20 protein-coding genes are annotated in these 25,521 nt (G+C 28.4%); 14 read left to right on the top strand and 6 right to left on the bottom strand.

Annotated elements, in window-relative coordinates; genetic code table 11:
• Positions 1 to 4 precede the first annotated feature (4 nt).
• The gene (rodA, locus tag A966_RS12680) at positions 5 to 1,321 is read right to left on the bottom strand and encodes an FtsW/RodA/SpoVE family cell cycle protein (RefSeq protein WP_008726245.1); all 1,317 of its coding nucleotides are present in this window, start codon (positions 1,319 to 1,321) and stop codon (positions 5 to 7) included.
• Positions 1,314 to 3,311 (bottom strand): penicillin-binding protein 2, encoded by a 1,998-nt coding sequence (gene mrdA / locus A966_RS12675; protein ID WP_008726243.1) that lies wholly within the window; start codon positions 3,309 to 3,311, stop codon positions 1,314 to 1,316. The genes rodA and mrdA overlap by 8 nt, the downstream gene beginning before the upstream one ends.
• Positions 3,312 to 3,642: 331 nt before the next feature.
• On the opposite strand from mrdA, the gene gatC reads away from it, so the two are divergent.
• Complete coding sequence (gatC, locus tag A966_RS12670; RefSeq protein ID WP_008726241.1) at positions 3,643 to 3,966, top strand: Asp-tRNA(Asn)/Glu-tRNA(Gln) amidotransferase subunit GatC; 324 nt, start codon at positions 3,643 to 3,645, stop codon at positions 3,964 to 3,966.
• 36 nt (positions 3,967 to 4,002) lie between these two features.
• Positions 4,003 to 4,734 (top strand): signal peptidase I, encoded by a 732-nt coding sequence (gene lepB, locus A966_RS12665; RefSeq protein ID WP_008726239.1) that lies wholly within the window; start codon positions 4,003 to 4,005, stop codon positions 4,732 to 4,734.
• Between the two features lie 47 nt (positions 4,735 to 4,781).
• Here the strand turns inward: lepB and A966_RS12660 are convergent, their stop codons facing one another.
• Positions 4,782 to 6,539, bottom strand: coding sequence for a hypothetical protein (locus tag A966_RS12660; protein WP_008726237.1), 1,758 nt, complete (start codon positions 6,537 to 6,539; stop codon positions 4,782 to 4,784).
• A gap of 351 nt (positions 6,540 to 6,890) precedes the next feature.
• Entirely contained in the window at positions 6,891 to 8,144 is a 1,254-nt protein-coding gene (gene trpB, locus A966_RS12655) for a tryptophan synthase subunit beta (RefSeq protein ID WP_008726235.1), read from the bottom strand.
• 182 nt (positions 8,145 to 8,326) lie between these two features.
• Here trpB and A966_RS12650 point away from each other — a divergent pair, with 182 nt between their 5' ends.
• The 7 genes from A966_RS12650 (at position 8,327) to uvrC (ending at position 17,820) form a co-directional block, all read left to right on the top strand.
• Positions 8,327 to 10,381, top strand: coding sequence for a tetratricopeptide repeat protein (locus A966_RS12650; protein WP_008726233.1), 2,055 nt, complete (start codon positions 8,327 to 8,329; stop codon positions 10,379 to 10,381).
• Between the two features lie 54 nt (positions 10,382 to 10,435).
• Positions 10,436 to 10,753: a hypothetical protein gene (locus A966_RS12645; RefSeq protein ID WP_008726231.1), complete on the top strand. Its 318-nt coding sequence runs from the start codon at positions 10,436 to 10,438 to the stop codon at positions 10,751 to 10,753.
• Positions 10,754 to 10,805: 52 nt separating this feature from the next.
• Positions 10,806 to 11,612 (top strand): DUF4037 domain-containing protein, encoded by an 807-nt coding sequence (locus A966_RS12640; RefSeq protein WP_008726229.1) that lies wholly within the window; start codon positions 10,806 to 10,808, stop codon positions 11,610 to 11,612.
• 109 nt (positions 11,613 to 11,721) lie between these two features.
• Positions 11,722 to 12,741, top strand: coding sequence for a phenylalanine--tRNA ligase subunit alpha (pheS, locus tag A966_RS12635; RefSeq protein WP_008726227.1), 1,020 nt, complete (start codon positions 11,722 to 11,724; stop codon positions 12,739 to 12,741).
• Positions 12,742 to 12,873: 132 nt separating this feature from the next.
• On the top strand, positions 12,874 to 15,297 hold the full coding sequence (gene pheT, locus A966_RS12630) for a phenylalanine--tRNA ligase subunit beta (protein WP_008726225.1): 2,424 nt from the start codon (positions 12,874 to 12,876) through the stop codon (positions 15,295 to 15,297).
• A 30-nt stretch (positions 15,298 to 15,327) separates the two neighbouring features.
• Entirely contained in the window at positions 15,328 to 15,726 is a 399-nt protein-coding gene (locus A966_RS12625; RefSeq protein ID WP_008726223.1) for a phosphoribosyltransferase, read from the top strand.
• A gap of 252 nt (positions 15,727 to 15,978) precedes the next feature.
• Entirely contained in the window at positions 15,979 to 17,820 is a 1,842-nt protein-coding gene (gene uvrC / locus A966_RS12620) for an excinuclease ABC subunit UvrC (protein ID WP_008726221.1), read from the top strand.
• A gap of 23 nt (positions 17,821 to 17,843) precedes the next feature.
• Here the strand turns inward: uvrC and A966_RS12615 are convergent, their stop codons facing one another.
• Positions 17,844 to 18,998 carry a radical SAM/SPASM domain-containing protein gene (locus A966_RS12615; RefSeq protein WP_008726219.1) on the bottom strand — a complete coding sequence of 385 codons (1,155 nt, stop codon included), beginning with the start codon at positions 18,996 to 18,998 and terminating at the stop codon, positions 17,844 to 17,846.
• Positions 18,999 to 19,102: 104 nt separating this feature from the next.
• Between A966_RS12615 and A966_RS12610 the strand changes: the two genes are divergently transcribed.
• The 3 genes from A966_RS12610 (at position 19,103) to A966_RS12600 (ending at position 21,742) form a co-directional block, all read left to right on the top strand.
• Positions 19,103 to 20,080 carry an AAA family ATPase gene (locus A966_RS12610; protein WP_008726217.1) on the top strand — a complete coding sequence of 326 codons (978 nt, stop codon included), beginning with the start codon at positions 19,103 to 19,105 and terminating at the stop codon, positions 20,078 to 20,080.
• Positions 20,073 to 20,711 carry a DUF3226 domain-containing protein gene (locus A966_RS12605; RefSeq protein ID WP_008726215.1) on the top strand — a complete coding sequence of 213 codons (639 nt, stop codon included), beginning with the start codon at positions 20,073 to 20,075 and terminating at the stop codon, positions 20,709 to 20,711. The genes A966_RS12610 and A966_RS12605 overlap by 8 nt, the downstream gene beginning before the upstream one ends.
• Positions 20,712 to 20,818: 107 nt before the next feature.
• Positions 20,819 to 21,742: a helix-turn-helix domain-containing protein gene (locus tag A966_RS12600; protein WP_008726214.1), complete on the top strand. Its 924-nt coding sequence runs from the start codon at positions 20,819 to 20,821 to the stop codon at positions 21,740 to 21,742.
• Between the two features lie 272 nt (positions 21,743 to 22,014).
• On the opposite strand, the gene A966_RS13320 is transcribed toward A966_RS12600, so the two are convergent.
• Complete coding sequence (locus tag A966_RS13320; protein ID WP_372450730.1) at positions 22,015 to 22,185, bottom strand: NINE protein; 171 nt, start codon at positions 22,183 to 22,185, stop codon at positions 22,015 to 22,017.
• A gap of 217 nt (positions 22,186 to 22,402) precedes the next feature.
• On the opposite strand from A966_RS13320, the gene fliD reads away from it, so the two are divergent.
• Complete coding sequence (gene fliD, locus A966_RS12595) at positions 22,403 to 24,604, top strand: flagellar filament capping protein FliD (protein WP_008726212.1); 2,202 nt, start codon at positions 22,403 to 22,405, stop codon at positions 24,602 to 24,604.
• A gap of 66 nt (positions 24,605 to 24,670) precedes the next feature.
• Positions 24,671 to 25,441, top strand: a complete 771-nt coding sequence (locus A966_RS12590; protein WP_008726210.1) for a patatin-like phospholipase family protein — start codon at positions 24,671 to 24,673, stop codon at positions 25,439 to 25,441.
• Positions 25,442 to 25,521 lie beyond the last annotated feature (80 nt).

The raw sequence follows: 25,521 nt of genomic DNA, 5'->3' as shown, positions 1-25,521 counted from the left end.
TTAACTAATGAACATACCTTCTTGCTTCTACATTAAATATTAATCCTATTGATATACAGAAAGTCCATATAGATGAACCGCCGCTGCTTATAAAAGGCAAAGTTAATCCTGTAATAGGCATCATTCCTACAACCATTCCTATATTAATAATAACATGGCATAAGAACATAGCTATTACTCCTGATACTATTAAAGCACCAAGTCTGTCTTTAGCATAATATGCAGACATTGTACCTCTTATAAATATAACAGCATAAGCCAAAACTACCAAAGAACTTCCTATAAAGCCCCATTCCTCACATATATTAGAAAATATAAAGTCATTTACCTGCTGAGGAATGAAGTTTAATTGAGACTGACTACCATTTAAAAAACCTTCGCCTAATAATCCTCCGCTTCCCACAGCTATAAGCGATTGAATAATATTATAACCCGAACTTAATCTGGTTAATTGAGGATTCATAAATACCAATAATCTTTGTTTTTGATACTCTTTTAAACCTATATCAAATACAAGAGCCGCTCCCATACATAAAAATAATACAAAGAAAGTAAATGATAATAAACTTACATACTTACTGTTCATATAGAAATTTAATGTAATGAGAAGTATTGATACAAATAAAAATATTCCGGCTAAATATCCTATATATATCCTTTGGGATAGAAAATTAAAAAGTATATTATCTATATCATCAGACATTCTTTTATATTCAAGAAACATAGGTATAGAAAGACCTATAACACCTATGCTTATCAAAGCTATAATATATCTTGTAGGAACCCCTCCCACAAAAAGCATTATAAATACTATAAAACAGTATACAAGTACAGTACCTAAATCCGGCTGAAGCAATACTAAACCTATAGGTATGGAAATAAATAGTCCTGCTAAAGCAAAATATTTTATTTCTTTTATTTTATCTCCTATCTGATCTAAATAACCAGCTAAGAATATGATAACAACGATTTTTCCGAACTCCGAAGGCTGCATACCGAATAACCAGCTGCTGCTGCCGTTTACAGTAGTTCCTACACCGGGTATTAATACTAGTATTAAGATTCCAAGCATTGGTATATATAATGACATTCTATGTTCTGCTAATTTAGTATAGTTTATAAACATACTGATGAATATCAATACTATACCTGTGGCACAGAAGAATATAAACTTTAAAAACATCCAGCTTGTTTTTCCTGATTCAGGGGAGTAGGTTGATGAATATACCGCAATAGCCCCTGCAGTCATTAAAAATATTACAGCTGCTAATATTTTCCAATCGAAGACAAATAGTTTTTTTAACTCTTTTTTATCACTCATATTTTATCCTCTCATCTTCTTGAGTTTTTTCTTCTTTTTGCTGTTCTTCGTCAGTATTTTCTAAGGTTTCTCCATTTTCCTGAGCTTTCATTTGTTCTCTTGCAAGTCTTATCTGCTGATATATATACTGCATTCTAGCATATATAACATTTTTGGCTTCTAAAGCGTTTTCGCCTCCTAATATAGAACGAAGCATTGCTGTAGCTATAGGACCTGCAGTAGTACCGCCGCCGCCGCCGCTATGTTCAAGCATAACTGTAACTGCTATCATATCATCAGTAGGTCTAGGATTATAAGGACCGAATATTGTAACCCAAGTATGGTCTTTACCCTGAGCATTTTGAGCAGTACCTGTTTTAGCTGCTAATTTAATATCAGGAGACCAAGCACCATTTCTAGCAGTACCGCCTGTTACAGCCATTCTCATACCTTCTTTTACTACTGTAAATATATTCTTATCTATATCCAATTTTTTGATTATTACTTTATCATTATTGTATATAACCTCATCTGTTTGCGAGCTTCTTATTTCTTTAACTACATGAGGTCTGTACATTACTCCGTCATTAATTATAGCTGAAGTAGCCATATGAACTGCTATAGGTGTAGCAGACATATAACCTTGTCCCATAACATACTGAATAGTATCTCCATCCCACCAATATTCTCCGATTTTTCTTCTCTTCCAATCGGCACTAGGTACAACTCCGACTTTTTCTCCAGGTAAATCTATACCTGTAATATCGCCGAATCCCAGCATTTCAGCATATCTTTTAATGAAATTAGGTCCTAATTCATAAGCCAAGTTATAGAAATATGTATTGCATGAATATTGTATGGCTTTATACATATTTACATAGCCATGCTGACCTGTACATCTGTAGAATCTGTTTTCAAGAAGCATACCGCCTCCGCAGAATCTTGTTGTATTAACTCCTATTCTTTTTTCATTTAATGCCCCTACAGCGGTTACCAATTTGAATGTTGAACCCGGAGGATATCTTCCTCTTATGGCTTTATTCCAGAATGGATTAGCTGGGTTATTTATAAGTTCAGCATATTTCTGCCTGTCTATTTTACCTATAAAGATGTTAGGATCGTACCAAGGAGAGCTTACCATAGCTAATATTTCACCTGTTGTAGGCTTTGATACTATTATAGTACCTACTTGTCCCCTTATTAAATCTTCAGCATCTTTCTGAATTTTAGAATCTATACTTAATATGAGTTTTTTTCCAGGTATTGGCTTTCCTATGGCAGGTGTTATAGTTTCTTTTACTCTGTTTCTTGAGTCTACTATCCACTGTTCATAGCCATCTATACCTCTAAGCTCTTTATCATAGAACTGCTCAACACCTTCTTTACCTATAACACTGTTTCTTCTGTATCCCTCTGCCTGCTTTCTTTCAAACTCTTCCTGAGATATATTTCCGATATATCCTAATACATGCGTCATAGTTTCGCCAAGAGGATAATGTCTTATAGATTTACTTCCATAATATACTCCCGGATATTCTTCAGATCTTTCAGCCAAATAACTCATTTGAGACATTGATATATTTTCTGATATTTCTACCGATTCATAGCTGTTTTTTGAAACTTTTTCCAAACTTGATTTTATATGTCCTAAATCTATATTAAATACTTTAGATACCCTGTATAATAATTCTTCTCTTTCAAAATAATTTTTAGGCAAATAGACAGGGATCATATACATTGTGTATGTTTTGATATTTTCTGCTACTATAACACCATTTCTATCATAAATTTCACCTCTATAGGCATCTATAGGTATTATTTGCTCTTTATTATTCCTAGCTAAACTGTCATAATGTTCATTTTGTATTATTTGTAAATAGAACAGCCTTATTAATAATAATGCAGCAACTAATATTGATATTATAAATACAACTATCAGCCTTTTTCTATATTTGAAATCCTCGCTTATTATTTTTTTATCTTTATTTAATTCTATTTCCAAAAAATTCATAAATAAACCTTTTACCTCTTAAGAATTATTATTAATACTGCAATATTATATTAACAAAAAAATTTTATCAATAGTATAAATAACGGTATTTTTTAGTATATTTTTTACTTGTTAATTTAATATTATGTTAATTAATTTTAAAAAAATGATACATTGTTTTATATAAAATTTAAATAGCTAAAATATAAAAATTATGCTTTTATTATGTATTTTTGTATTTTAATGAAGAGAATTCTTTTATATTAGTAATATTAAAAAAATATATAAACTATTGAAAAAATATTGATTATAGTATATTATTTTTGTAATTATAATTTTTAAGGATATAATAATGACTACAGACAGAGAAGAATTAGAAGCTCTTTTATATCAAACAAGATTAAGAATAGAAGAAAGTCAAAAAGATGAAATGTTAGATAGATTAAATAAAGATTTGGAATTCATAGAAGGATTATTTGAAGTTAATGTTGACGGCATTGATCCTTTATATCATGTTATAGATTTGCCTGAATATTTAAGGGAAGATGTTCAAGGTGCTACATTAAATAATGAAGTAATAATGGACTTATGTAGAAGCGGCGAATACGGATATATTGTAGTTCCTGCTGTTCCTGCTGCTTTGGAAAATAGCGAGCATCAGGCTAAAAAATCATAAAAAGTTATTTTTATTTACAGAGGTCATCAATTATAGATGAATTATTCTTATGACAGAGAAGAATTAAAAAAAGAAAAAATTAATGCACTCAAGTCAGTATTAAAACCTTTTATTTTTATATATTACAGAAGCAATAATCTGCTTTATAGGGTAGCTGCAAGATTGATATTAGGATTTATTATTGCTTTTGTTTTATTTGGTATTTTTACTTTATTTATAAGAATAGATAGAATGAAAAGTTCTACTATGATGGATACTATAGAACCTAATGAAATTTTAATTACTTCTAAATTAAGATATGGTATTACATTAAAACCTTTTGTATCATCTCTTACAGGAAAAACTATTGTTTTCTCAAGACCTAAAAGGGGAGATATAGTATTTATGGTAGATCCTAGAACGGAAAAGGAATTTTTTCTAAAAAGATTTGCTTCATATTTTGTATATTTTGTAACATTCGGAAATGTAAATATATCAAATACCAGATATTTAATAAAAAGAGTTGTGGGACTTCCAAATGAAACAATAGAAATAAGGGATAAGGTTGTTTATATAAACGGAGAAGTTTTGAATGAGCCTTGGGCTAATGCAGAGTTTGACGGAAGAATATTAGATGCTGAAGTATCAACAAGAGATAATTTCGGACCTTATATTATAGGCTACAATGAATATTTTGTACTTTCTGATAATAGAGATTATGGTTATGACAGCAGAGATTTTGGGAATGTTCATTTTTCTAATATAGACGGAAAAGTTATATCTAAATAAAAAATATTTCTAAATTAATAAATTACTTTTATGAATCTTCATTATACTTATATATTAAATGTATAATGCGTAACTGCCTCATCGGGCAGAAAATAATCATTGCCTTTATCTTTAATAATTTTTAGCATGTCCGCCATAGCTTTATAATATAGAAAATAATAATCATATTTTTTAAAATCAGACATAGAAGAGTTTAAAAGCAGATTATAATATTTATCTGCAAGATTCAAAGCCGTTTCATATTGATTGTTTAATTTGAATTGCCTGTCATAATCAATCAGACGAACTATTTTATTATTAAAAGTAAATAAATCAGCACCGCCGCTTTCCCAGCCTATAGCGGAAGTTAATTGATTATTAGGTACTACATTAACCCAGTCAGACTCATCTGCTTTATCTGGAGATACTGAAGAGACTTGTAATTGATAATAACCAGACTTTTTAATATGCTCTTCTGTAACAGTGAAATTTGTTTCAAATCTATCAACAGTTTCCATAATTTCTTTTATTGGAGGTATAGGATAAGTGCTGTTAAAAGTTCTGTAGTATTTACCATTTAATTCTGTGTATGAAGGTTCTAAAGGGGTTCCGTATTCTTCAGATTCATATCCGCCTACTATATCAATTTTTTCACGATTAGCATCATAATAATAATTATCAAGTTTACTTACATCTATATTCTTTTCTTCTTTCCAATTTATACCGTCTTCTGTTGACCATACTCCGTCTTTCTCGCTAAAATCTTTATCTTTTACTTCTTGCCAATATCCGCCTTTATACTCATAATGCGAAGATATTCCTCCATATATGTATACTTTGTCCAATTTATTTCTATCATATTTTATAAGAAACTGCTGTCTTTTTTCTGGAAAAGGGAATTCATGTTTATCCCAATTATTATTATTTAGAGTGTCTTTTGTAATATCAACAGTATAGTAGTTTTTTGAATCACATGTATATTGAGCGGCTTGAGGGTCTCTATATCCGCGAAGATTGTCATCAGCAAATGACTTTTGACCTGTAATAAATAATTTACCTTTAATATAAAATAAAGCAGAAAAGTCTAAAGTTTCCATGCCATGTACACCCTGTACACCAAGCTCATAATTATCGGGACCAGGAATATAATAGTCCGCTTTTTCTATTTCATTAAGAGAATCAGACCAATTTATAAGACTCTGAGATTCTCTATATACAGCATAAATAATTAAGTTTCCATAGCATGCAAAGTTATAATAAGGAGGAGGATTATTATAATAAAAATTTGCCCTATCTAATCTATATGGATATTTAGGAAAATTAAAAGTTTTTTGTCTTCCATTTGCTGAAGGTATTGTTACTTTATCTGCTTCTATAACTAATTGTTTTGAGTTTAAATTTCTCCAATATTCAGTATTTTCTAAATCATCAGCTAATGATAAACTATGAATTTTAATTATTGTACTTCCATCATTATTAATTTTTAGTAATGCGCCTTTTGATGAAGGAGTAAGCCTTTTTGTATTAGGGTCATATTGATATTCATTAGTAGCTAAAACATACCATTCATTTTGAAATTTGAATCTTCTTCCGTACCCTCCAAAAACAGTGCCATTTGCAACTACTTCAGGATTTATTTCTATATAACTTTCCTCTATATTTTCTGGAGGTGTAGGAGAAGGTACTATATAATCCGGAATTTCTCCTGAAACAGGGAATTCCGTAGGAGGCGGTATAATAGAAGGAGTTAATAAATTGATTTTTTTACATGAAATTATTAACACTATAAAAAGCAAAGATATAATGAAATAAACTTTATTTTTCAATATAAAAAATCCTTAAACTAAATACGATGATTTTATAAAAACAATAGTATTTAATTAAAAATCTAGCTTTATTCTATAATAAAATATATATTTTTCAAGGACATAATTAATTTAAAATGTATTATTAATAAAAGCCTTATTATATAGTGATAATAATTATCATTTTTATATAAATATGCAGTTTTGTATAGCGATAAAAAAATAGGAGGTTGTTTCTTTACTTGGTTAGTACGGCAATCATAAATAAAATTAGTTTTTGAAGAAGTATGTTATTTTTTGTAGAAATTTATAGAAAATAAAAAAGAGGCTTTTGAATATTAATAAATAATAATCAAAAGCCTATATCGGAGACTAAAATTTGTGAATATCTATGTTTTTTTCTAATCTCTCTAATTCATTTCTTAAGAATTCTTTCCATTTTTCTGCTCTAAATATAGGAGAAGTTATGAATATATCTTTATCTCCTCTTCCGGACATATTAACTATAATTACATCATCTTTGGTGTATTGCTTTGCATATTCTATAGCCTTAGCACCGGCATGTGCACTTTCTAATGCAAATATTACTCCCTCATTTCTAGCAAATTCTTTAACTGCATTAACAGCTTCTTTGTCAGTGGCATAAGTAAACTCTATTCTTCCAGATTCTCCCAAATATGCAAGCTGAGGACCAACTCCCGGATAGTCCAAACCAGCTGATATAGACATAGTTTCTGATATTTCGCCGTTTTCTTTTAATATAAATTTGCTCATATACCCTTGAGCTGCTATATCTTTAGCATAGGGGTTTTGCATTCTAATGGCATTTTCTCCAAGGTTCATACTTATGCCGCCTGCTTCAACCGCTATTAATTTTGGATTTTCTCTTTCTATAAAAGGTTCAAAAAATCCTATAGCATTAGAACCGCCGCCCACGCATGCTATCATAGCTTTAACATTCAAATTTTTTTCCTGTATTTGTTTATCCAATTCTCTTCCTATTACCGATTGGAAAGTCCTGACAATATCAGGATAAGGGCTAGGTCCTACTGCACTTCCAAGCAAATAGTGAGTATCTTTTAAATCTTTAACCCAATCTTCTAATGCCGCATCAACAGCATCTTTAAGTCCTCTTCCTCCTCTGGTTACCGACACAACATTAGCTCCGTATAATTCCATAGAGGCAACATTAGGCTGCTGTCTTTTTACATCAATTTCGCCCATATATATAGAACATTCAAGTCCTAGCTTGGCACATGCTGCAGCGGTAGCAAGTCCATGCTGACCTGCTCCCGTTTCTGCGATAATTTTCTTCTTTCCCATCTTCTTGGCTAAAAGTGCCTGACCTATAGAATTGTTAATCTTATGTGCACCTGTATTTGCTAAGCCTTCAAGCTTCACATAGATTTTAGCACCGCCTATTTTTTCTGATAAGTTTTTAGCGTACATTAAAGGAGTAGGTCTTCCTATAAAATCAGCTCTTAATTCCTCAAGCTCGCTTAAAAACTCTTTGTCATTAATGTAATGTGCAAATGCTTCTTCCAATTCGATTAACAATTTTTCTAATTCTTCTGGTACGAATCTTCCGCCGAATTTACCGAAGAATCCCTTATCACTGTTTTTCATATACATAAATCCTTAAATTAAAATGTTTTTAGTAATATTACTCTATATAGTAATATTAACATGTATAAAAAATTTGTCAATAGTATTTTTATATAATTATAGTATTTTTATATAATTAAAGAATTTTATATAATTAAAAAATGGTTTATAATAAAATGATACTAATTATTGGAGAACTTTTTATGCTGAAAGATAGAATAGAAAATATGTTTATTCAGGCTAGATTTTATTTTAATTTAGAAAAATATTCTTCAGCACTTAGAATATATTTAAAGATTATAAGTTATTTTGAAAATAATAATGATGAGCTTGATAGAAATTATATAGACAGATATTTTGCAAGAAGTTATTATAAAACTGCATTAACATTATATTATTTAAATAGATATGAAGAGGCTATAGATTATTACAGCAAAGCTATAGAGATTAATCCTATTTATGAAAAGGCTTTTATCAATAAAGGTATAATACTTGCGAAGTTAATGGCATTTGATGAGGCTTTATATGCATTTAATATGGCATTAGAAATAAATGATAAATCTGAGATATCTTATTTTAATATAGGCGTTATATATTCAAGGCTTGAGCGATATGAAGATGCATTATTTTATTTTAATAAGGCTTTAGAACTTGGGTATGATTATGCTTATTTGAATGTTGCCATAGTATTAGAGAAGATTGGCAAAATAGAAGAGGCTTTTGCTGTATATGATAAAGCTGTAAGTATAAATAAGTCTTTGGAGGTGATTTATTTAAATAAGGCTAGTCTTTTTATCAATATAAAGAAATATAAAGAGGCTATAGAATGTTTGGATAAATCTTTATCAATTTTAGATGAAAAAAATTCAAAGGGAGACACCATCATAAAAAATAAGGATTATATAGAGTATATAGAAATAGGCATGATAGAAAATGATACTATATATGACAGAATATATTTTCTGAAATCTGAGGCTCTTATAGGTTTAGAGCAGTATGATTATGCTTTAAGTCTTATATTGAATATTAAAGATTCTAAAAGTCTTAATATATTCGGTATTATATCAAGGTTTATAGAATATATAGGGATAGAAAAAATTATTAATATAATATTAAAAGAAGATAATTTTTGGACAGAAGAAAAAGAAGAATATTTTAATTTTATAGTAAGAGATATAGATATTAATAACAGAATAAAATTAAAAAAGCTATGGATATTACAATATGTATTTTTGTATTTGGTATCAGTAAAAGATGATGATAAGATTAATGAGATATCCCATTATACAAGCATTGAAGTATTTGATGATATGGCCTTTGATAAGAGATACGATAAATCAGACAGCTCGAAATATAATACATACTTAAAGAAAAATAAACTTAGAATGACAAGCATAAAAAATGCAAATGATCCTAAAGAAGGAAAGATATTGATGCAGCTTCTTAGAAATAATAAATTAAATTCCAAATATGGAAATATTAATAATTTTATTGCATTACAGACATCATTCAGCAGATGCAAAGATTCTCTTACTATGTACAGACTATATGGAAAATCTGATAATAAAGAGGGTACAGGCTGCTGCTTGGTATTTGATAAGTCATTTTTTGATACTTCATTTAATAATTTAAATAGCAGCATAGTATTTTCATTTTCTTATGATAAAAATAATTATTCTAATATAGAATTCTATAATGAACAGACTTTGCCTTTATATTTTGTTTTATATTACAATTCTAAAAATAATGAAATAATATTCAATCCATGCGAATCGGATTATGATAATATTATCATTGATTTAAATAAAGAGTATAATGTTTGGAGCTATGATAAAAAAGTTTATGAAAAATTAAAAAACAATGTAGGTTATATATTCAATTCTATATTTAAAATTATCAAAGATTTTAATTCAGAAGAATTGTCATTATCGTATCAGCTTCTTATGAATATTCAGTATTTAATAAAAGATGCTTCATTTATAGAAGAGCAGGAGATGCGTATTATACAGCTTGTAGAGTATGGAAGCAATCCTCTTCATATAGATAATAAAATGAAACGCTCTTATAAAAATTATCTTTATATATTTGATAACAAGTCATTAAAAGAGGTGATACTAGCACCTAAAGTGAAAGATGCAGATTTTCTAGTTGAAAAGTTTAATGACAGACTTGCAAAAGCTACTAGTATATATAATTCAAAAAATATGAAAAATAAATATAAGATAAATGTTTATATATCTAATTCTCCAATATCTTGACAAATGCATATTAATTATTATAATTATACAAAAAAATATGGAGTTTATTATATTATGAAAAGTATTATATTTTATTTGGTTATTATTTTATCATTATTTAGTTTTTCATGTGAGAAAGATAAAAGTGCGATAGATAAAGCAGCAGATGCTATAAATAAAAAAATAGATAATGCTTCAAAGAAATTACAGGATAGCGTAGAAAAAGCAGGAGATACAGCAGAAAAAGGACTTGATAATTTCTCAAAAGCTATAGAAAATATTGATCCTTCCAAAGCTATAGAAGATGCTTCTAAATCTTTAGAATCAGAATTTAAAAAGGCAGCAGAAGAATTAGATAGAGTAAAAGAAGGCATAACAAATTCAATAAAGTGATTATTTAAAGTAATTATTTATTGGAGAAAAAATAGAATACTTGGAAGTTTTTATGTATTTAAATGACATACTAAATGATTATATAAAAATAATTACTGAAAATAATAATAATATTGATTCTATAGTTTTATCAGGATCAAGGAGCAGTTTGATAAATGATGATATGTCAGATTATGACATTTATGTATATTCCAAAGGTTTATTAAACAGCAGCGAAGATATAGAGCTTAGAAGAAAGTTTGCTGAGAAACATGCTTCTTATTATGAAATAGGCAATGATTATTTTGAGCATGGCGATGAGATGATATTAAAAGACAGCGGTATATGCTTAGATTTTATGTATAGGGATTTATCTTGGGCTGAGGGAGAGCTTGAATATGTATGGAGAGGCTGCAATGCAAAGATAGGATATACTACTGCTTTTTTATACAATATAAAACATTCTAATATACTTTATGATAAAGGCGGAAAATTTAAGAAGTTTCAAGGCGAATTAAATGAAGAATATCCTAAGAAATTAAAAAACAACATAATAGAAAAAAATTTTAATGTTATGTACGGCAAGAAAATAGCATCTTTTTATGAGCAGTTAGAAAAAGCAGTAAAAAGAAATGATATTGTGAGTATTAATCATAGGATTACGGCTATATTATCATCATATTTTGATATTTTATTTGCATTAAATGAAGAGCTGCATGTAGGTGAAAAGAAGCTTTTAGATTATGTATTTAAACTATGCCGTAAAATTCCAAATAATTTTGATAGAGATATCAAAAATATTTTATTCTGTAATAAAAATGATGAAAATGTTTTAGAAAGAATTAAAATTCTTATTGAAAATATAGAAAAAATTTTTTAAATTATTATAAATAGAAATCATTAATATATTATATCATTTTTTTATTGTATTGAAAATAATTTTATGGTATAATATAATAGTATTCAATTTTATGTTATAGGAAAAATCAATGGAGAATCTCGAGGAGCTTCATAGCTTTTTAAAAAACAGTATAGAAAATGCTAATACTCAGGCTGAAATAGATGATATAAGAATTCATTATTTAGGCCGAAAAGGAAAGATAACAGAGCTTTTAAAAAGTTTATCCTCTATAGATAATATTGAGGAGAAGAAAGAGTTTGGAAAAAAGATTAATGAGATAAAGAGTTATTGTGAGAATTCTTTATTAGAGAAGAAGAATTTAATATCTGAACGCGAGTTTTTATCTTCTTTAGAGAAAAATAAAATAGATATAACTATGCCTGGAAGAAGACCTAAATCTGTAGGAGTTAATCTTCTTACTAAAGTGGAAGAGGAAATAGTTTCGATTTTAACAGAAATAGGTTTTAGAGTTGTGGAAGGCAATGAAATAGAAGATGATTTTCATAATTTTGAGGCATTAAATATACCTTATTATCACCCTTCAAGAGATAGTCATGACTCTTTCTTTATATCTAAAGATCATGTACTTAGAACTCATACATCAGGCATGCAGATAAGAACCATGATGGAGACGCCTCCTCCTATAGCCGTTGTTTCACCGGGTAAATGTGCCAGAAGAGATGCTATAGATTCAAAACATTCACCTGTATTTCATCAAGTTGAAGGGATTATGGTTGATAATGGAATAAGTTTTAATGATTTAAAAGGGATATTAGAGCTATTCTGTAAAAAAATGTTCGGTGATAAGACACAGATAAGATTAAGACCGGATTATTTTCCATTTGTAGAGCCCGGTGCTGATTTGAGTGCTACTTGCGTAATATGCGGCGGAAGCGGATGTAAAACTTGCGGCGGAGAAGGCTGGCTTGAACTTATGGGAGCTGGTATGATTCATCCTAATGTATTTAAACATGTTGGATATGATACAAATAAATATACAGGCTTTGCATTCGGAATGGGTATAGAAAGAGTAGCTATGATTAAATATGGAATAACTGATATAAGAATGTTTTATGAGAATGATATAGATTTCTTAAAACAATGGTAAAATTCTAAGAATATTTAATAAAATAAGTATAGAGGCTGAAATAGATAATAACAAGATACATAACAACAAGATACATAACAACAATAATAAAAAAAAATAATTTTTTAATAGAATTAAGTTGAGGATATAATAATGAGAGTTCCATTAAGTTGGCTAAAAGAATTTGTTAATTTAGACGGATTTAGTGTAGAGGAAATTGCTGAAAAAATAACTTTAGCAGGAAGTGAGATTTCATCTATAGAAACTACAGGAGGTGATATACCGGGTGTTATTATCGGTAAAATAACATCTGTACATAAACATCCTGATGCGGATAAATTAAGTGTATGTAAAGTTGATGTTGGCGATGGAGATACACTCTCAATAGTATGCGGTGCTCCTAATGTAAAAGAGGGTATATATGTTCCTGTGGCTATGATAGGTGCCAAACTTCCAAACGGATTGACCATAAAAAAAGCTTCTATAAGAGGTTTTGAAAGTAATGGTATGCTATGTTCCAGAACAGAATTGGGATATGAAGAATTGGAAGGCGTATATGGTATATGGATATTAGATGAAGATATTGAAAAAGTTAATGCTGATAAAGACAGTATATTAGGAAATTCGCTTTCTACTATAGTAGGAAGCACAGATCATATATTTAATGTTGAAATCACAGCAAACAGAGGAGATTTGGTAAGTATTATAGGTTTTGCCAGAGAATGTTCTTTGGTTTTAGAAAGAAGAGTGAGTATTCCATCTGTTAATACTTATGATGCTGCAGGCGGAAATATAGATATAACAATAGAAAATACTGACAGCTGCTATAAATATGTAGGGAGACTTATAAAAGATATAACTGTAGGACCTTCTCCAGATTGGATGCAGAAAAGATTAATAATGTGCGGTATAAATCCTGTTAATAATATAGTGGATGTTACAAATTATGTTATGCTTGAATATGGACAGCCTTTGCATGCTTATGATTTTGATAAGATAAAAGACGGTAAAGTTATAGTTAGAAATGCCAGAAACGGAGAAAAAATTACTTTGCTTGACGGCAGAGAAATAGAACTTACAGATGAAGTTTTAGTAGTAGCTGACAGCGAAAAACCTATGGGTGTTGCTGGAGTTATGGGAGGCGATTTCACTAAAATTGAAAATGATACTAAAAATATTTTAATAGAAAGTGCATATTTTGATCATATAGCGGTGAAAAAATCTACAATAGCAACTAAGACTAAAACAGATGCTTCATACAGATTTGAAAGAGATATAGATCATACTCTTACACTTGCTGCTTTGAATAGAGTTGTTGATTTGATAGTTACTTTAGATAATTCATGCAAAATAGCTTCAAGATCTAAAGAGGTAAATGTTAAGCAGTTTGATACGAATATAATAGTGTTTGACTGCGGACTTGTAAAAAGATATTTAGGTCTTAATATGAGTAAGATGGAAATATCTTCTATATTTAAAAGATACGGATTTAAAGCTGTAGCACTTGGAGAGAATAATCTTAAAGTAGAGATACCTTATTACAGACATGATTTATCAATAGCTGAGGATTTGATTGAGGAAATAGCAAGGGTATATGGTTACAATAATATATCTACAAATGTGCCTCATATAAAATGTAATCCTATAAATACAGATTATGCTGAAGTGAGCTTTGTTAAGCATAGAATGGCTTCTTATGGTCTTTATGAAACTAAGCAGTATTCTATGGGGGACAGCAATGTATTTAAGGCTATGGGAATAGAAGAAGAAAAATTGATAAAAGTGGTAAATCCATTAACTAATGAAATGGATGTTTTAAGACCTACAACTTTAGCTTCTCTTCTTAATAGTGTAGCTTATAATCATAATCATAGACATAAAAATGGGGCTTTATTTGAAGTAGGAAATATATTCTATAAGGAAAATGAAAACTTTATAGAAGAAAAGCATTTGTCTGCTGTTATGTTCGGACTTTATCAGGAAAAATTATGGAATAAAGAAGCTAGGGCTTATGATTTCTTTGATATGAGCGGAGTTGCAGAAGAGCTTTTAATAAGAGATTTAAAATGCACTGATTATAATTTGGTACCTAAAGAGCATAAATGGTTCATACCTACTATGTCTGGTGAGATTGTTATATTCGGAGAGAAAATAGGTATTATTGGAAGACTTCATCCTAAACTTCTTAAACTTTTTGATATAAACGGTGAAGTATATTTCTTGGATATTGATATCAGAAAAACTTTGAAGTTGGTTAAAGAGAGAGTTAAAAAACAGAAATTAAAAGATATAGGAAAATATCCTGCTGTATTTAGAGATTTAGCTTTGGTTTGCAGTAATGATATAGAGTTCAGCAAGGTTATTAAATCTATAACTAAGTTTAATAATATTATACAGAATGTAAGTGTAGTTGATAGATATGTAGGCGAACAGGTTGAAGAAGGAAAACAGTCCATAGCAATATCTATAACATATTATGATCCTAATAAAACTTTAAGAGAAGAAGATATTAATAGTGTGGAAAAATCTTTGCTTGAAATGCTTAAAACTAGATTTGATATTAATTTAAGATCCTAATTTTTAAAGATTAAAGAAGGTTTATGTATAATGGAATATGATATAATCACTTGGGAAAATATAGATGAAGCTATAGAGGTATTAGCAAAGCAAATAGAAGATTCAAAGATTCATTATGAAGTTATTTACGGATTAGCAAGAGGCGGATTAGTACCTGCGGTTATGCTTTCTCATAGACTTAAAGTTCCTATGGTTTTAAATATGGAAGAAGTTTGGAGATTAAAAGTAAAAAATAAATCTGCTTTAATTGTTGATGATATATCAGATACAGGAGAAACTCTAAAATATTTTGATGATCAGAAATTTGATATTGCTACTTTATTTGTAAGAGAGCATACAAGTAAAATAAAGCCTAGATACAGTTATAAAAATATTAATCATGATAATTGGCTTTTATTTCCATGGGAGACTAAAGCTTCTAGTAAATAATTATAAATTTTAATATTATAAATAAAACAAACATTTTCTTATTTTTTATAGGATTATGTTTGTTTTTTTTGTATTTAAATTAACATATTTTAAAAGTTTTATAATAGACTTTATTCTAATTAAGAAATATTAAATTAACAAACTACAAGTCTATTATTAATTAGAGTCTTGAAAATTATACAAAGCAATATATAGTATACTTCTTTGACAAAGTTTATTATTTTATGTATAATTTATAAAAAGTTGAGAATTATGAATCAGGAAGTTAAAAGTTATATACATGAAAAATTAAAAATTATTCCGGATAAGTCCGGAGTATATTTTATGAAAGATTCCAAATCTGAAATAATATATATAGGCAAAGCAAAATCGCTAAAGAAAAGAGTTTCATCATATTTTAATAATTCAAACAAAGATGCAAAAACAACAGCATTAGTAGAGCATATAAGGGATATTGAATATATACTGACAGAAAATGAAGTTGAGGCTTTGATATTAGAAGCTGAGATGATAAGAAAGCATAAGCCTCATTATAATATACTTCTTAAAGATCAGAAATCATTTCCTTTTATAGCAATAACAAATGAGCATTTTCCTAGAGTGATAAAGGCTAGAAATGTAATAGATAAAGATAATGCCAGAAAATATAAAAAATATTACGGACCTTATGTTGCTGCTGAAAGGGCGGATAATATAGTAAAGTTTATAATTGATAATTTCAAATTGAGAAGATGCAAATATGATTTTCCTCTTAAAAGACCTATAAGACCTTGTCTTTATTATCATATAGGTAAATGTAGTGCTCCTTGTGCTGATTTGATAAATGAAGAAGATTATGATAAAACTATAGAAGATGCTGTAATGCTTCTTGAGGGAAATGTTGATGAATTAGCTGCGAGATTAAAACAAGAGATGTTTGTTCATGCTGAGAAGCTGGAGTTTGAGGCGGCTAAAGATTTAAGAGATAAAATTGACTTGCTTAAATATATAACAGTAGAGCAGAGTATTTATATTCCTGAAAGCGATGATATTGATATAATAGGAGTTTATGGAGAGAAAGGAAATTATATAATAGTTATTTTATCAGTTAAGGGAGGTAAGCTTGCAGACAGAAAAACTTTCAGTATGCACTCTCCGAATGATGATGAATATTATATTGAAAATGGTATATCAAAATATTCTGAAATACTTTCTGCTTTCTTTACTCAATATTATACTCATGCCAATCTGATACCGGCTTCTATATCCACGGATTTTCCTATTAATGATATTGATATAATAAAAGATTATTTAAAGCAGATTTCAGGCAGAGATGTTGATATAAAACTCGATAAAAGCAAAAAAGGTTTAATGAGCATAGCAAATGAGAATGCCAAACATTTATTTAAAGAAAAGGCATTGATAAGAGAAATACCTTTAGGCATAACAAGGCTTCAGGAGATATTCAAATTGAAAAAAGCACCTTCTGTAATAGAGTCTTTCGATATAGCACATATTCAGGGAAGCTATACTATGGCTGGTATGGTAAGATTTGTTAATGGGGTTTCTGACAATAAGAATTACAGAATATTTAATATGAAAACAGTTACAGGCATAGATGACTTTGCTTCTATAAAAGAGGCGGTTTACAGAAGATATAAAAGACTTAGAGATGAGAATCTTACTTTCCCAGACTTAATACTTATAGACGGAGGTAAAGGACAGCTTAATTCGGCAATAGAGGCATTGAAAGAACTTGATATAAAAGGACAGCCTATAATGGCATTAGCTAAAAGGTTTGAGGAAATATATTTGCCAAATAGAAATGAACCTGTACAATTAAGTGATAATGAACCTGCAAGACTTTTTTTACAGAAGGTTAGAGATGAGACTCACAGATGGGTTAATAGCAGTCATGGTAAGAAAAGAAGCAGAGAAATGGTTAAAAGCGAACTTGAAAGCATAGAGGGTATAGGTAAAAAAACTATAGAGAAATTGTATTCTCATTTTATCAATATAGATAATATAAAAAATGCATCTTTTGAAAGCATTAGAAATATACCGGGAATAAGCTATAAAGCAGCAAATAATATATACGAACATTTTCATAAATAAGCTATTTATTATTATAAACTCATTTATCTTGATATTATCTTCCATATTATCATCATATCATTTATAGCATAATCAAGAAAATCTTTAAAGCCGCAGAAATCTCCGCTTTCATCTATGTACATATTGCTTTCCATTCTTTTGCATCCAGAGCTGCATACTTTTAAGTATTTACAAGAGCGGCATAATGAATGGCTTTCATCATTTATTCTGTCTGCTTTTTCATTGATAAAGTCTTTTGCTTTTCTGCTTGAATAAATATCAGCCAAATCTTCTTCTGCTATATTTCCTATTTTATAATCATCTAAACAATAAAAATCGCAGGGAAAAACATCTCCGTTGCTTTCTATTATTATCTGATTTGTGCATTTTCCGTTTATACCACAAGTCATAGGAGGATAGCCTGCGAAAAATAATGGAATGATATTGTCAAAGAACTGTATACTGTAATAATTATTATTAAAAAAATCTTCTTTCCATAATGAAAATATTTCTTTATAGAAGTATGAAAACTCTTTTGGTTTTATAGAATATTCATTATTGCATGAATTTATTTCAGATAGGCATGGTATGAATTGAGTATATTTTATATTCAGCTTCTTTATCTTTTTGTATATGTCTTTAGGGTATTTTGATAATTCGGATGTAAGAACTGTAAGTATATTGTATTCTACATTAAAGGCATCAAATAATTTTTTAGTTTCTAATACTTTGTTATATGTATCATTATTATTTTTATCTACTCTATAATTATCATGTATATCTTTTATCATATCAAAAGAAAGGCCTACTAAAAAATTATTCTTTTTGAATAACTCACACCACTTATCATCTATCAATAATCCGTTGGTTTGTATACTGTAATTTATATTGATGTTTTTTTTATTGCTTTCATTAGCATAATCTATAAATGACTTAAAATATTCTAGTCCAGCTGCAGTAGGTTCTCCGCCCTGAAATGAAAATAAGGCATTTTTATCAGCATTTTGAAGAACTTTATCTATTACAGCTTTCATAACATTTTCAGTCATGATTCCGTTATTTTCTATTTTTCTGTTTTTAGCTTCGTCTATATAGAAACAATATTTACAATTTATATTGCATAAAGATGATGCCGGCTTAATTAATACAGACACATTATTCATAGATTTTATATTAATACATAATTTTATAAATTTCAATATTTATAATCGTTATATATTGTTTGAGATTTTATTTTATTGTAAAAATATAATAATTAGTATATGATTAACTATAATATTTTTAAAAATATTAAGAGGCAGTAATGGAAAATCATTTTGTTAAAAATATATGTTTTGAAAATTTTAAATGCTTTAAAAAGTTAGAATTTGATGGTTTGAAAAGAGTTAATTTGATAGGCGGTAAGAATAATGTAGGAAAAACTTCTTTTATGGAAGGAGTTAATCTTGCCGTATATTCGGAAGATGCTTTGAAGCTTCATACTAATATAATACAAATGATTAAAAGCAGACAAAATGATGATATTGATATAGATTTTTTTAATGATGATACGAATATTATTAATATTAAATCTAATAATAAAAAAATAAAAATGGTATATATAAAAGATCCATCAAAAGAAAATAGAATGATTATTCATCCTTATTTTAATTTAATTGTTGATAATAGTAAATTTGAATTAGATATATACGATTTTTGTAATGATAAAATAATAATTAAAGATGATTATCATTTTATACATTCTTTTAAAACTGACGAAGAATATACTGCATATTTATATGGTCAATTAACAAATTTGGGTAAGGAAGATTATGTTGATAATTCATTAAAAATATTTGATGAAAATATTATTGGTCTTAGGCAAATATTTAATAATAATAAGGTTATATTGAAATTAAAATTAAAAGATAGAGAGAAGCCTGTTTTATTATCTTCATTTGGTGAAGGTATTAATAGATATATTGCAATCATTTGTGCAATATGGGCTAGTAAGGACGGATATTTATTTATTGATGAAATAGAAAATGGAATACATTATACAAATTATCCTAAGTTATGGAAATTGATTTTTGATATATCTAAAGAGGCTAATTGTCAGGTATTTGCTGCTACTCATTCAAAAGAATGCATAGAGGCTTTTAATAAAGAAAATAAAGACAATGAAGGATTATATTTAGAGTTTTATAGAAATCAAAAAACAGGACTTATTAATATAAAAGATAGAGATAATGAGCAGTTAGAATATGCACTTCTTAATAATGGAGAGTTTAGAGGTGAATAATTTAATAATAGTTGAAAGTAAAAACGATAAATTTTTTATAGAAAGATTAATTGAACATTCTAATATTAATAATGTAAATGTTGAATGTATTTGTGAATTTGAATGTTTAGATGGAATTAGTAACCTTAATAAAAAATTGAAAGATATAAAATTTGATAAATATGATATAGTAGGAATTATTTTGGATGCTGATAAAGAAGGTATAAATAAAAGGATTGAGTTTATAAATGATTCCTTAAAAACAGTATGTGATGATGTAAATCTTACAGTAATAAATAAATTAGAAAAGTCTTCTAAACTCGATGTTGATTTTGTATGCTATATTATGAATGTAGATGGATATGGTGAATTAGAAACTGTATTAAAATCTATAAAAAAATCTGATTCTGTTTTTGCTGACTGTTTAGATAGATGGAGAGAATGTTTAAAAGTCTATAATAAAGATATAAGCGATAAAGATTTTGATAAGTTCTATATAAATAATTATATTAGATTTGATACATGCAGTAAATCAGAACAAAAACAAGCTAGTAAATTCTGCAGTTTTGAGTATGCTATGAAAAAAGATATATGGGATTTAGATAATAGCATACTAGATGATTTGAAAGAGTTTTTTAAATCATTAATTTAAAAAATTAAAATAAATCAATAGAAAATGATAAAAAAGCATTAATATAAACTTATAATCTATTATATTTTTTGTATATAGTATAAAGTTTTTTTAAAGGTGTAATAATAATGAAAAATAATAAAAACTATTATACTATAATACCATCTAATGTAAGATATGATAAGAGATTAAAATCATTATCAAAACTCATTTATGGAGAAATAGCAGCACTTACCAATGATAAAGGCTACTGCTGGGCTAATAATCATTATTTTGCAGAAATCTATTCTGTGAGTAAAGATACTATTTCAAGGTCTATAAAACAGCTTGAAGAATATAATTATATAAAATGCGTATATGATAAAACTAAACAAAATAATGAGAAGAGAAAAATATATATAAAAAAATTTAATTATGTATCAGCAAAAAAGCCTATACAGTATAGTGAAAATTGTGATGACGGTATAGATAAAAAAGCAGAAGATAATAATAAAGATAATAACTTAAATAATAAAGATAGCAGACTAAAAAATACAAATCAATTAAATAAAGCAGATAAAAAAATATTTTCTCCCTCTTCTGATTTTGATATATTTGTAAATGAGCTTATTAATACTTTTAATTTTCTTACAGGAAATAAAGCTAGTAAATTATATCAAGTACATTCTTTTAAGACTAAATACAGTCGGGAAGAAATTAAATTAATTTTTGAAGATAGGAAATATGATTGGAGGGACTGTATTAATTTAGCAAAACAAAAAGTAAAATATAAAGACAATTTATCAGGTATATGGCTTGATTTTTTAAGTTATTTAAAAATATATTTAATGAAAGGAGACAGAGAAAACACTATTAAAAGACATTACAGCAAAGTGGAGTTGATAAAAAGAGAAGAGCGGCTTAAAGAAATAGAGTTAATTAAAATGCAAAAAGAGAGAGAAGAGAAATTAAAATTGCTTGAGGAAGAAAAAAGGCTTGGTTTTGATAATATGACTGAAGATGAGATTATAGAGTTCACCAAGAGAAATTTAATGTTTTTAAAAAGGGCTTGATATTAAGTATTTTTTATTAAAACTAATTTTATTTTTTATTTTAATGATACTAGGTATGCATATTTGTTATGATAATCAAAGCAGGGTATTTATACTTTATATTGTAGTAAGTAATGGAAAAATAATATAAAAAGTTAATGAGGTTATAAAAAGCATTTTTTAAAATATTAGATTATAAAAGTTTTGAATTAGAGAAGCAGCGATTATTAAAGTTTAATAAAAAAGGCTAGCATCATAACAATACTAACCTTTATTGATTTGTTCAAATTTACTTATTTTTTTAGCTTTCTTCCTTCTTTATCAGTAAATTTGTCTAATATGATCATTACAATGTCTATAATGTACCATATACCAAATCCTCCTGCGGTAATCAGATATAGTATACCTGTTCCTCCTTTTCCTACATAGAATCTGTGTACCGGCAGGAATATAGCTAAAATCAGCTTCTATCTGAAACTTCCATAAACTCTCCTTTAAATTTATTCACCGTACTATAGTATATTAAAATAAAATTCAAGTGCAAATGATTATCTTATAATAAAAAATATTGTTCTTATTATTTTTTTCATTGTTCCGATAATTTAAAAATAGATTTATTTTACAAATATATTAGAATTTTAGTTTTTATTAATATATATTATTATAAGGAGAGGTGTTTATATGGCAACAAGTGAAGCTTTTCTTGATGAAGTATATAAAAATGCAGTAGAAGCCGAGGTAAATAAAAGAAGCACCACGCTTTCTAATTTGGCAGATAATGCAAGGGATTATCAAAGACAAATATCCGCTTATGAGGATTTAAAAGCCAGATTAGATACGCTATCTACAGCCTCAAAAGAGCTTTACGGCTTTCGTTCTCCTTTCAAAAATTATGTAGGTACAGGGGAAGGTATACCGGATTATTTTACAGTAACAGCCAATAGATTAGCAAATACCACCACTTATGATATAGCTATTAAGGATATAGCAGCAAGCCAGAAATTTTCATCAAAGGCTTTTAATATGACTGATACTCTTCCGGCTGGAAAAATAGTTCTGAAAATAGGAGAGGAAGAAACTACTATAGATTTTGCAGGCGGAAGTTTGGTAAATTTACAGAAAGCCATAGATAAGGCATTCGGTAAGAAAATAAAAACTACAATAACTCAGAAATCAAGAAATTTACAAGTTCTTACTATGGACTTAGTAAAAACAGGTTCTAAAAATATAGTAGAAGTTGTAAGCGATGATTCTGGCATATTGAAAGAGCTTAATATGTTTACTAGACGCCCTTATAGGCATTTGGGACATATATTTAATGAACAGCTTTTAAATAAATGGGAAGATGAATCAGATAATTTAACTACTAATTATATGGTAAAAAATGACTTTATAGTATTAAAGGGAGAGAATAAATTATCACTTCCATTGCATAGAGAGGCTGAAGTTAATGAAAATATTACTTTATCTATAACAGCTAGAGTTTCTGATACTTTAGATGATGAAGAAGCTCCTATTATGCCTCCTACGGTTGATTTGTCTATACCTGATACAGGCGTAACTTTCAATAAAATAGACAGCGTAATATATAAAGATGTTGAATTATACGGAGAAGGTTTATCTCCTGCAGACAGTTCCAGAACTTTTGAAGATATAAAGAAATATAAAGAAGCCTTAGAAGAAGAAAGAAAGGCAAAAGAAGGACTTGAAGCAGAAGCACCTGAGCCAATAGATGCTACAGGATTTAATTCTGAGATTATCGGAGTAAAATATATAAATAAAGCAGGAGATGAGGTAGAAAAATTCTTTGCTTTACCTACTATAAGTGCCTCATGGCAAAGGCTTAATATTCCTATAGGCGGACAGTTTGAAGAGGGCGATGTAATAACAGAGGTCGTTCTTATCAATAAGAATCCGGGATATAATGTATTTTATAAGGATTTATTAGTTGAGGACATGGGCAAAGAAGAAGATGCTCCTAATTATTTGGTTTCAGAGGCTACAGATGCCAGAGCTTCTATAGACGGAGTTGATGTATTAAGCGAAAGTAATGAGTTTAATGATGTAGTTAATGGACTTAATATCACAGCTAAAAAAGTTACTCCTGAGGCATTTGCTACCACTATTGAAGTTGATAAAGAGGGAGTAGTTAATGCTATAGCTAATTTTATAAGGGCTTATAATGAGGTTATAGATCTTCTTAATGATACTACGCAAAGACCTTTATCGAGAGATATTAGAGACGGACTTGAAGCTATGAATAGAACCGACTTAAATGATTTGGCTACCACTTTAGGAATAGAGTTTAATTATGATATGACAGATGATGCTTTGAGAAAGAAACTTTATTATGTAGGTGTATTCAGCGGAAATACTCTTGTAAGCACTTTATCTCAAAGGGTGAGAATGATTGTTGCTGATGCTTATGAAACAGAGTACGGTGAGGAATTGGCACTTCTAGATCAGATAGGAATAAACAGAGGAAATGCCGGAGAGGAATGGTCTAAAGTAAAAAAAGGTTTCTTACAGGTAGATGAAGAAAAATTTATGAATAAAATAGAGACTCAGATGGACGGTATAGAAGAATTATTTTCTAATGATACCACAGGCGATGATGTACCGGATACAGGAGTTGCTTATACTATGAGTGATTTTATAACTCCTTATTCTCAGACAAGAGGTATTGTTGAAAATAGTATTGCTATGACAAGAAGCCGTTTAGATGATAATAAAAGAAGAATGGACGATGAAAAGGATCGTATAGAACAATACAGACAGCAGAGATTAGCTTCATATTATCAAATGCAGGCAGAATTGCAGCAGGCTGAGAGAGAAAGAAAGAGACTTGAGTCTTCACTAAATCAGAATAATGGCGGTAATTAATTATTATGTTGATATTATACTATTGTGTATTTAATATGCAATAGTATTTTTTATAATAATCAGAGTATGAAAAAAATCGGACTTGTATTAGGAGGCGGAGGAGGAAGAGGGGCTTATCATATAGGCGTTTGGAAGTATTTGATAGAATCTGGTATATATGATAAAGTGTCTGCCATTTCCGGAACTTCTGTAGGTGCTTTGAATGCTTGTCTTATGGCTATGAATAATTATGATATGGCCGTAAAAGTGTGGAAAGAAGAGATAAAAACTAAAATACTTACAGCAAAAAAACTTAAAGAGTATTGTAAAATTGATAAATCTTCTATATTCGGTATATTTTCAAGAGAAGGATTAATCGAAATCATAGATAAATATATAGATATTAATCTTTTGTCAAATTATCATTTTAATATATATGCTTCCTGTACAGAATATAATGCTCTGTTTTTTATAAAATCAAAATATTTCAAATTAAACGGCAATTCTAATGAAATAATAAAGAAAATACTTTTAGCTACATCTGCTTTAGTCGGGGTATTTCCAACAGAAAAGATTGATAATAAATTCTATCTCGACGGCTGTTATACAGATGATTGTCCTATAGAGCCGCTTTATCTTTATGAAAATTGTACAGATATAATAGTTATACATTTGGATTATAAAAAGCCTGTAAAAAAGAAAGATAATGTTAATATTTATGAAATGTATCCTTCCAAAGACTTAGGTAATTTCTTTTATGGGGTACTTGATTTCTCTCCAAAAGGTGCTGAAAGAAGAATAGAGCAGGGTTATAATGATGCCCAAAATTATTTCAAAGATTTGAGTACATTGCAATAAAATAATGACCTGTTTCAAAACTAATTTTATTTATTAATTAAGGAAAGTACATATTCGGTGATATAAAAACAAAATAAAAA

The sequence above is a fragment of the Brachyspira hampsonii 30446 genome (assembly GCF_000316195.1).
GTDB classification, from domain to species: Bacteria; Spirochaetota; Brachyspiria; order Brachyspirales; family Brachyspiraceae; genus Brachyspira; species Brachyspira hampsonii_C.
This window is presented reverse-complemented; position numbering and strand designations above follow the sequence as displayed.

Coding starts and splice junctions, on each gene's coding strand:
- rodA (WP_008726245.1), bottom strand. CDS start 1,321: ATGAGTGATAAAAAAGAGTTAAAAAAACTATTTGTCTTCGATTGGAAA.
- mrdA (WP_008726243.1), bottom strand. CDS start 3,311: ATGAATTTTTTGGAAATAGAATTAAATAAAGATAAAAAAATAATAAGC.
- gatC (WP_008726241.1), top strand. CDS start 3,643: ATGACTACAGACAGAGAAGAATTAGAAGCTCTTTTATATCAAACAAGA.
- lepB (WP_008726239.1), top strand. CDS start 4,003: ATGAATTATTCTTATGACAGAGAAGAATTAAAAAAAGAAAAAATTAAT.
- trpB (WP_008726235.1), bottom strand. CDS start 8,144: ATGAAAAACAGTGATAAGGGATTCTTCGGTAAATTCGGCGGAAGATTC.
- A966_RS12650 (WP_008726233.1), top strand. CDS start 8,327: ATGCTGAAAGATAGAATAGAAAATATGTTTATTCAGGCTAGATTTTAT.
- A966_RS12645 (WP_008726231.1), top strand. CDS start 10,436: ATGAAAAGTATTATATTTTATTTGGTTATTATTTTATCATTATTTAGT.
- A966_RS12640 (WP_008726229.1), top strand. CDS start 10,806: ATGTATTTAAATGACATACTAAATGATTATATAAAAATAATTACTGAA.
- pheS (WP_008726227.1), top strand. CDS start 11,722: ATGGAGAATCTCGAGGAGCTTCATAGCTTTTTAAAAAACAGTATAGAA.
- pheT (WP_008726225.1), top strand. CDS start 12,874: ATGAGAGTTCCATTAAGTTGGCTAAAAGAATTTGTTAATTTAGACGGA.
- A966_RS12625 (WP_008726223.1), top strand. CDS start 15,328: ATGGAATATGATATAATCACTTGGGAAAATATAGATGAAGCTATAGAG.
- uvrC (WP_008726221.1), top strand. CDS start 15,979: ATGAATCAGGAAGTTAAAAGTTATATACATGAAAAATTAAAAATTATT.
- A966_RS12610 (WP_008726217.1), top strand. CDS start 19,103: ATGGAAAATCATTTTGTTAAAAATATATGTTTTGAAAATTTTAAATGC.
- A966_RS12600 (WP_008726214.1), top strand. CDS start 20,819: ATGAAAAATAATAAAAACTATTATACTATAATACCATCTAATGTAAGA.
- fliD (WP_008726212.1), top strand. CDS start 22,403: ATGGCAACAAGTGAAGCTTTTCTTGATGAAGTATATAAAAATGCAGTA.
- A966_RS12590 (WP_008726210.1), top strand. CDS start 24,671: ATGAAAAAAATCGGACTTGTATTAGGAGGCGGAGGAGGAAGAGGGGCT.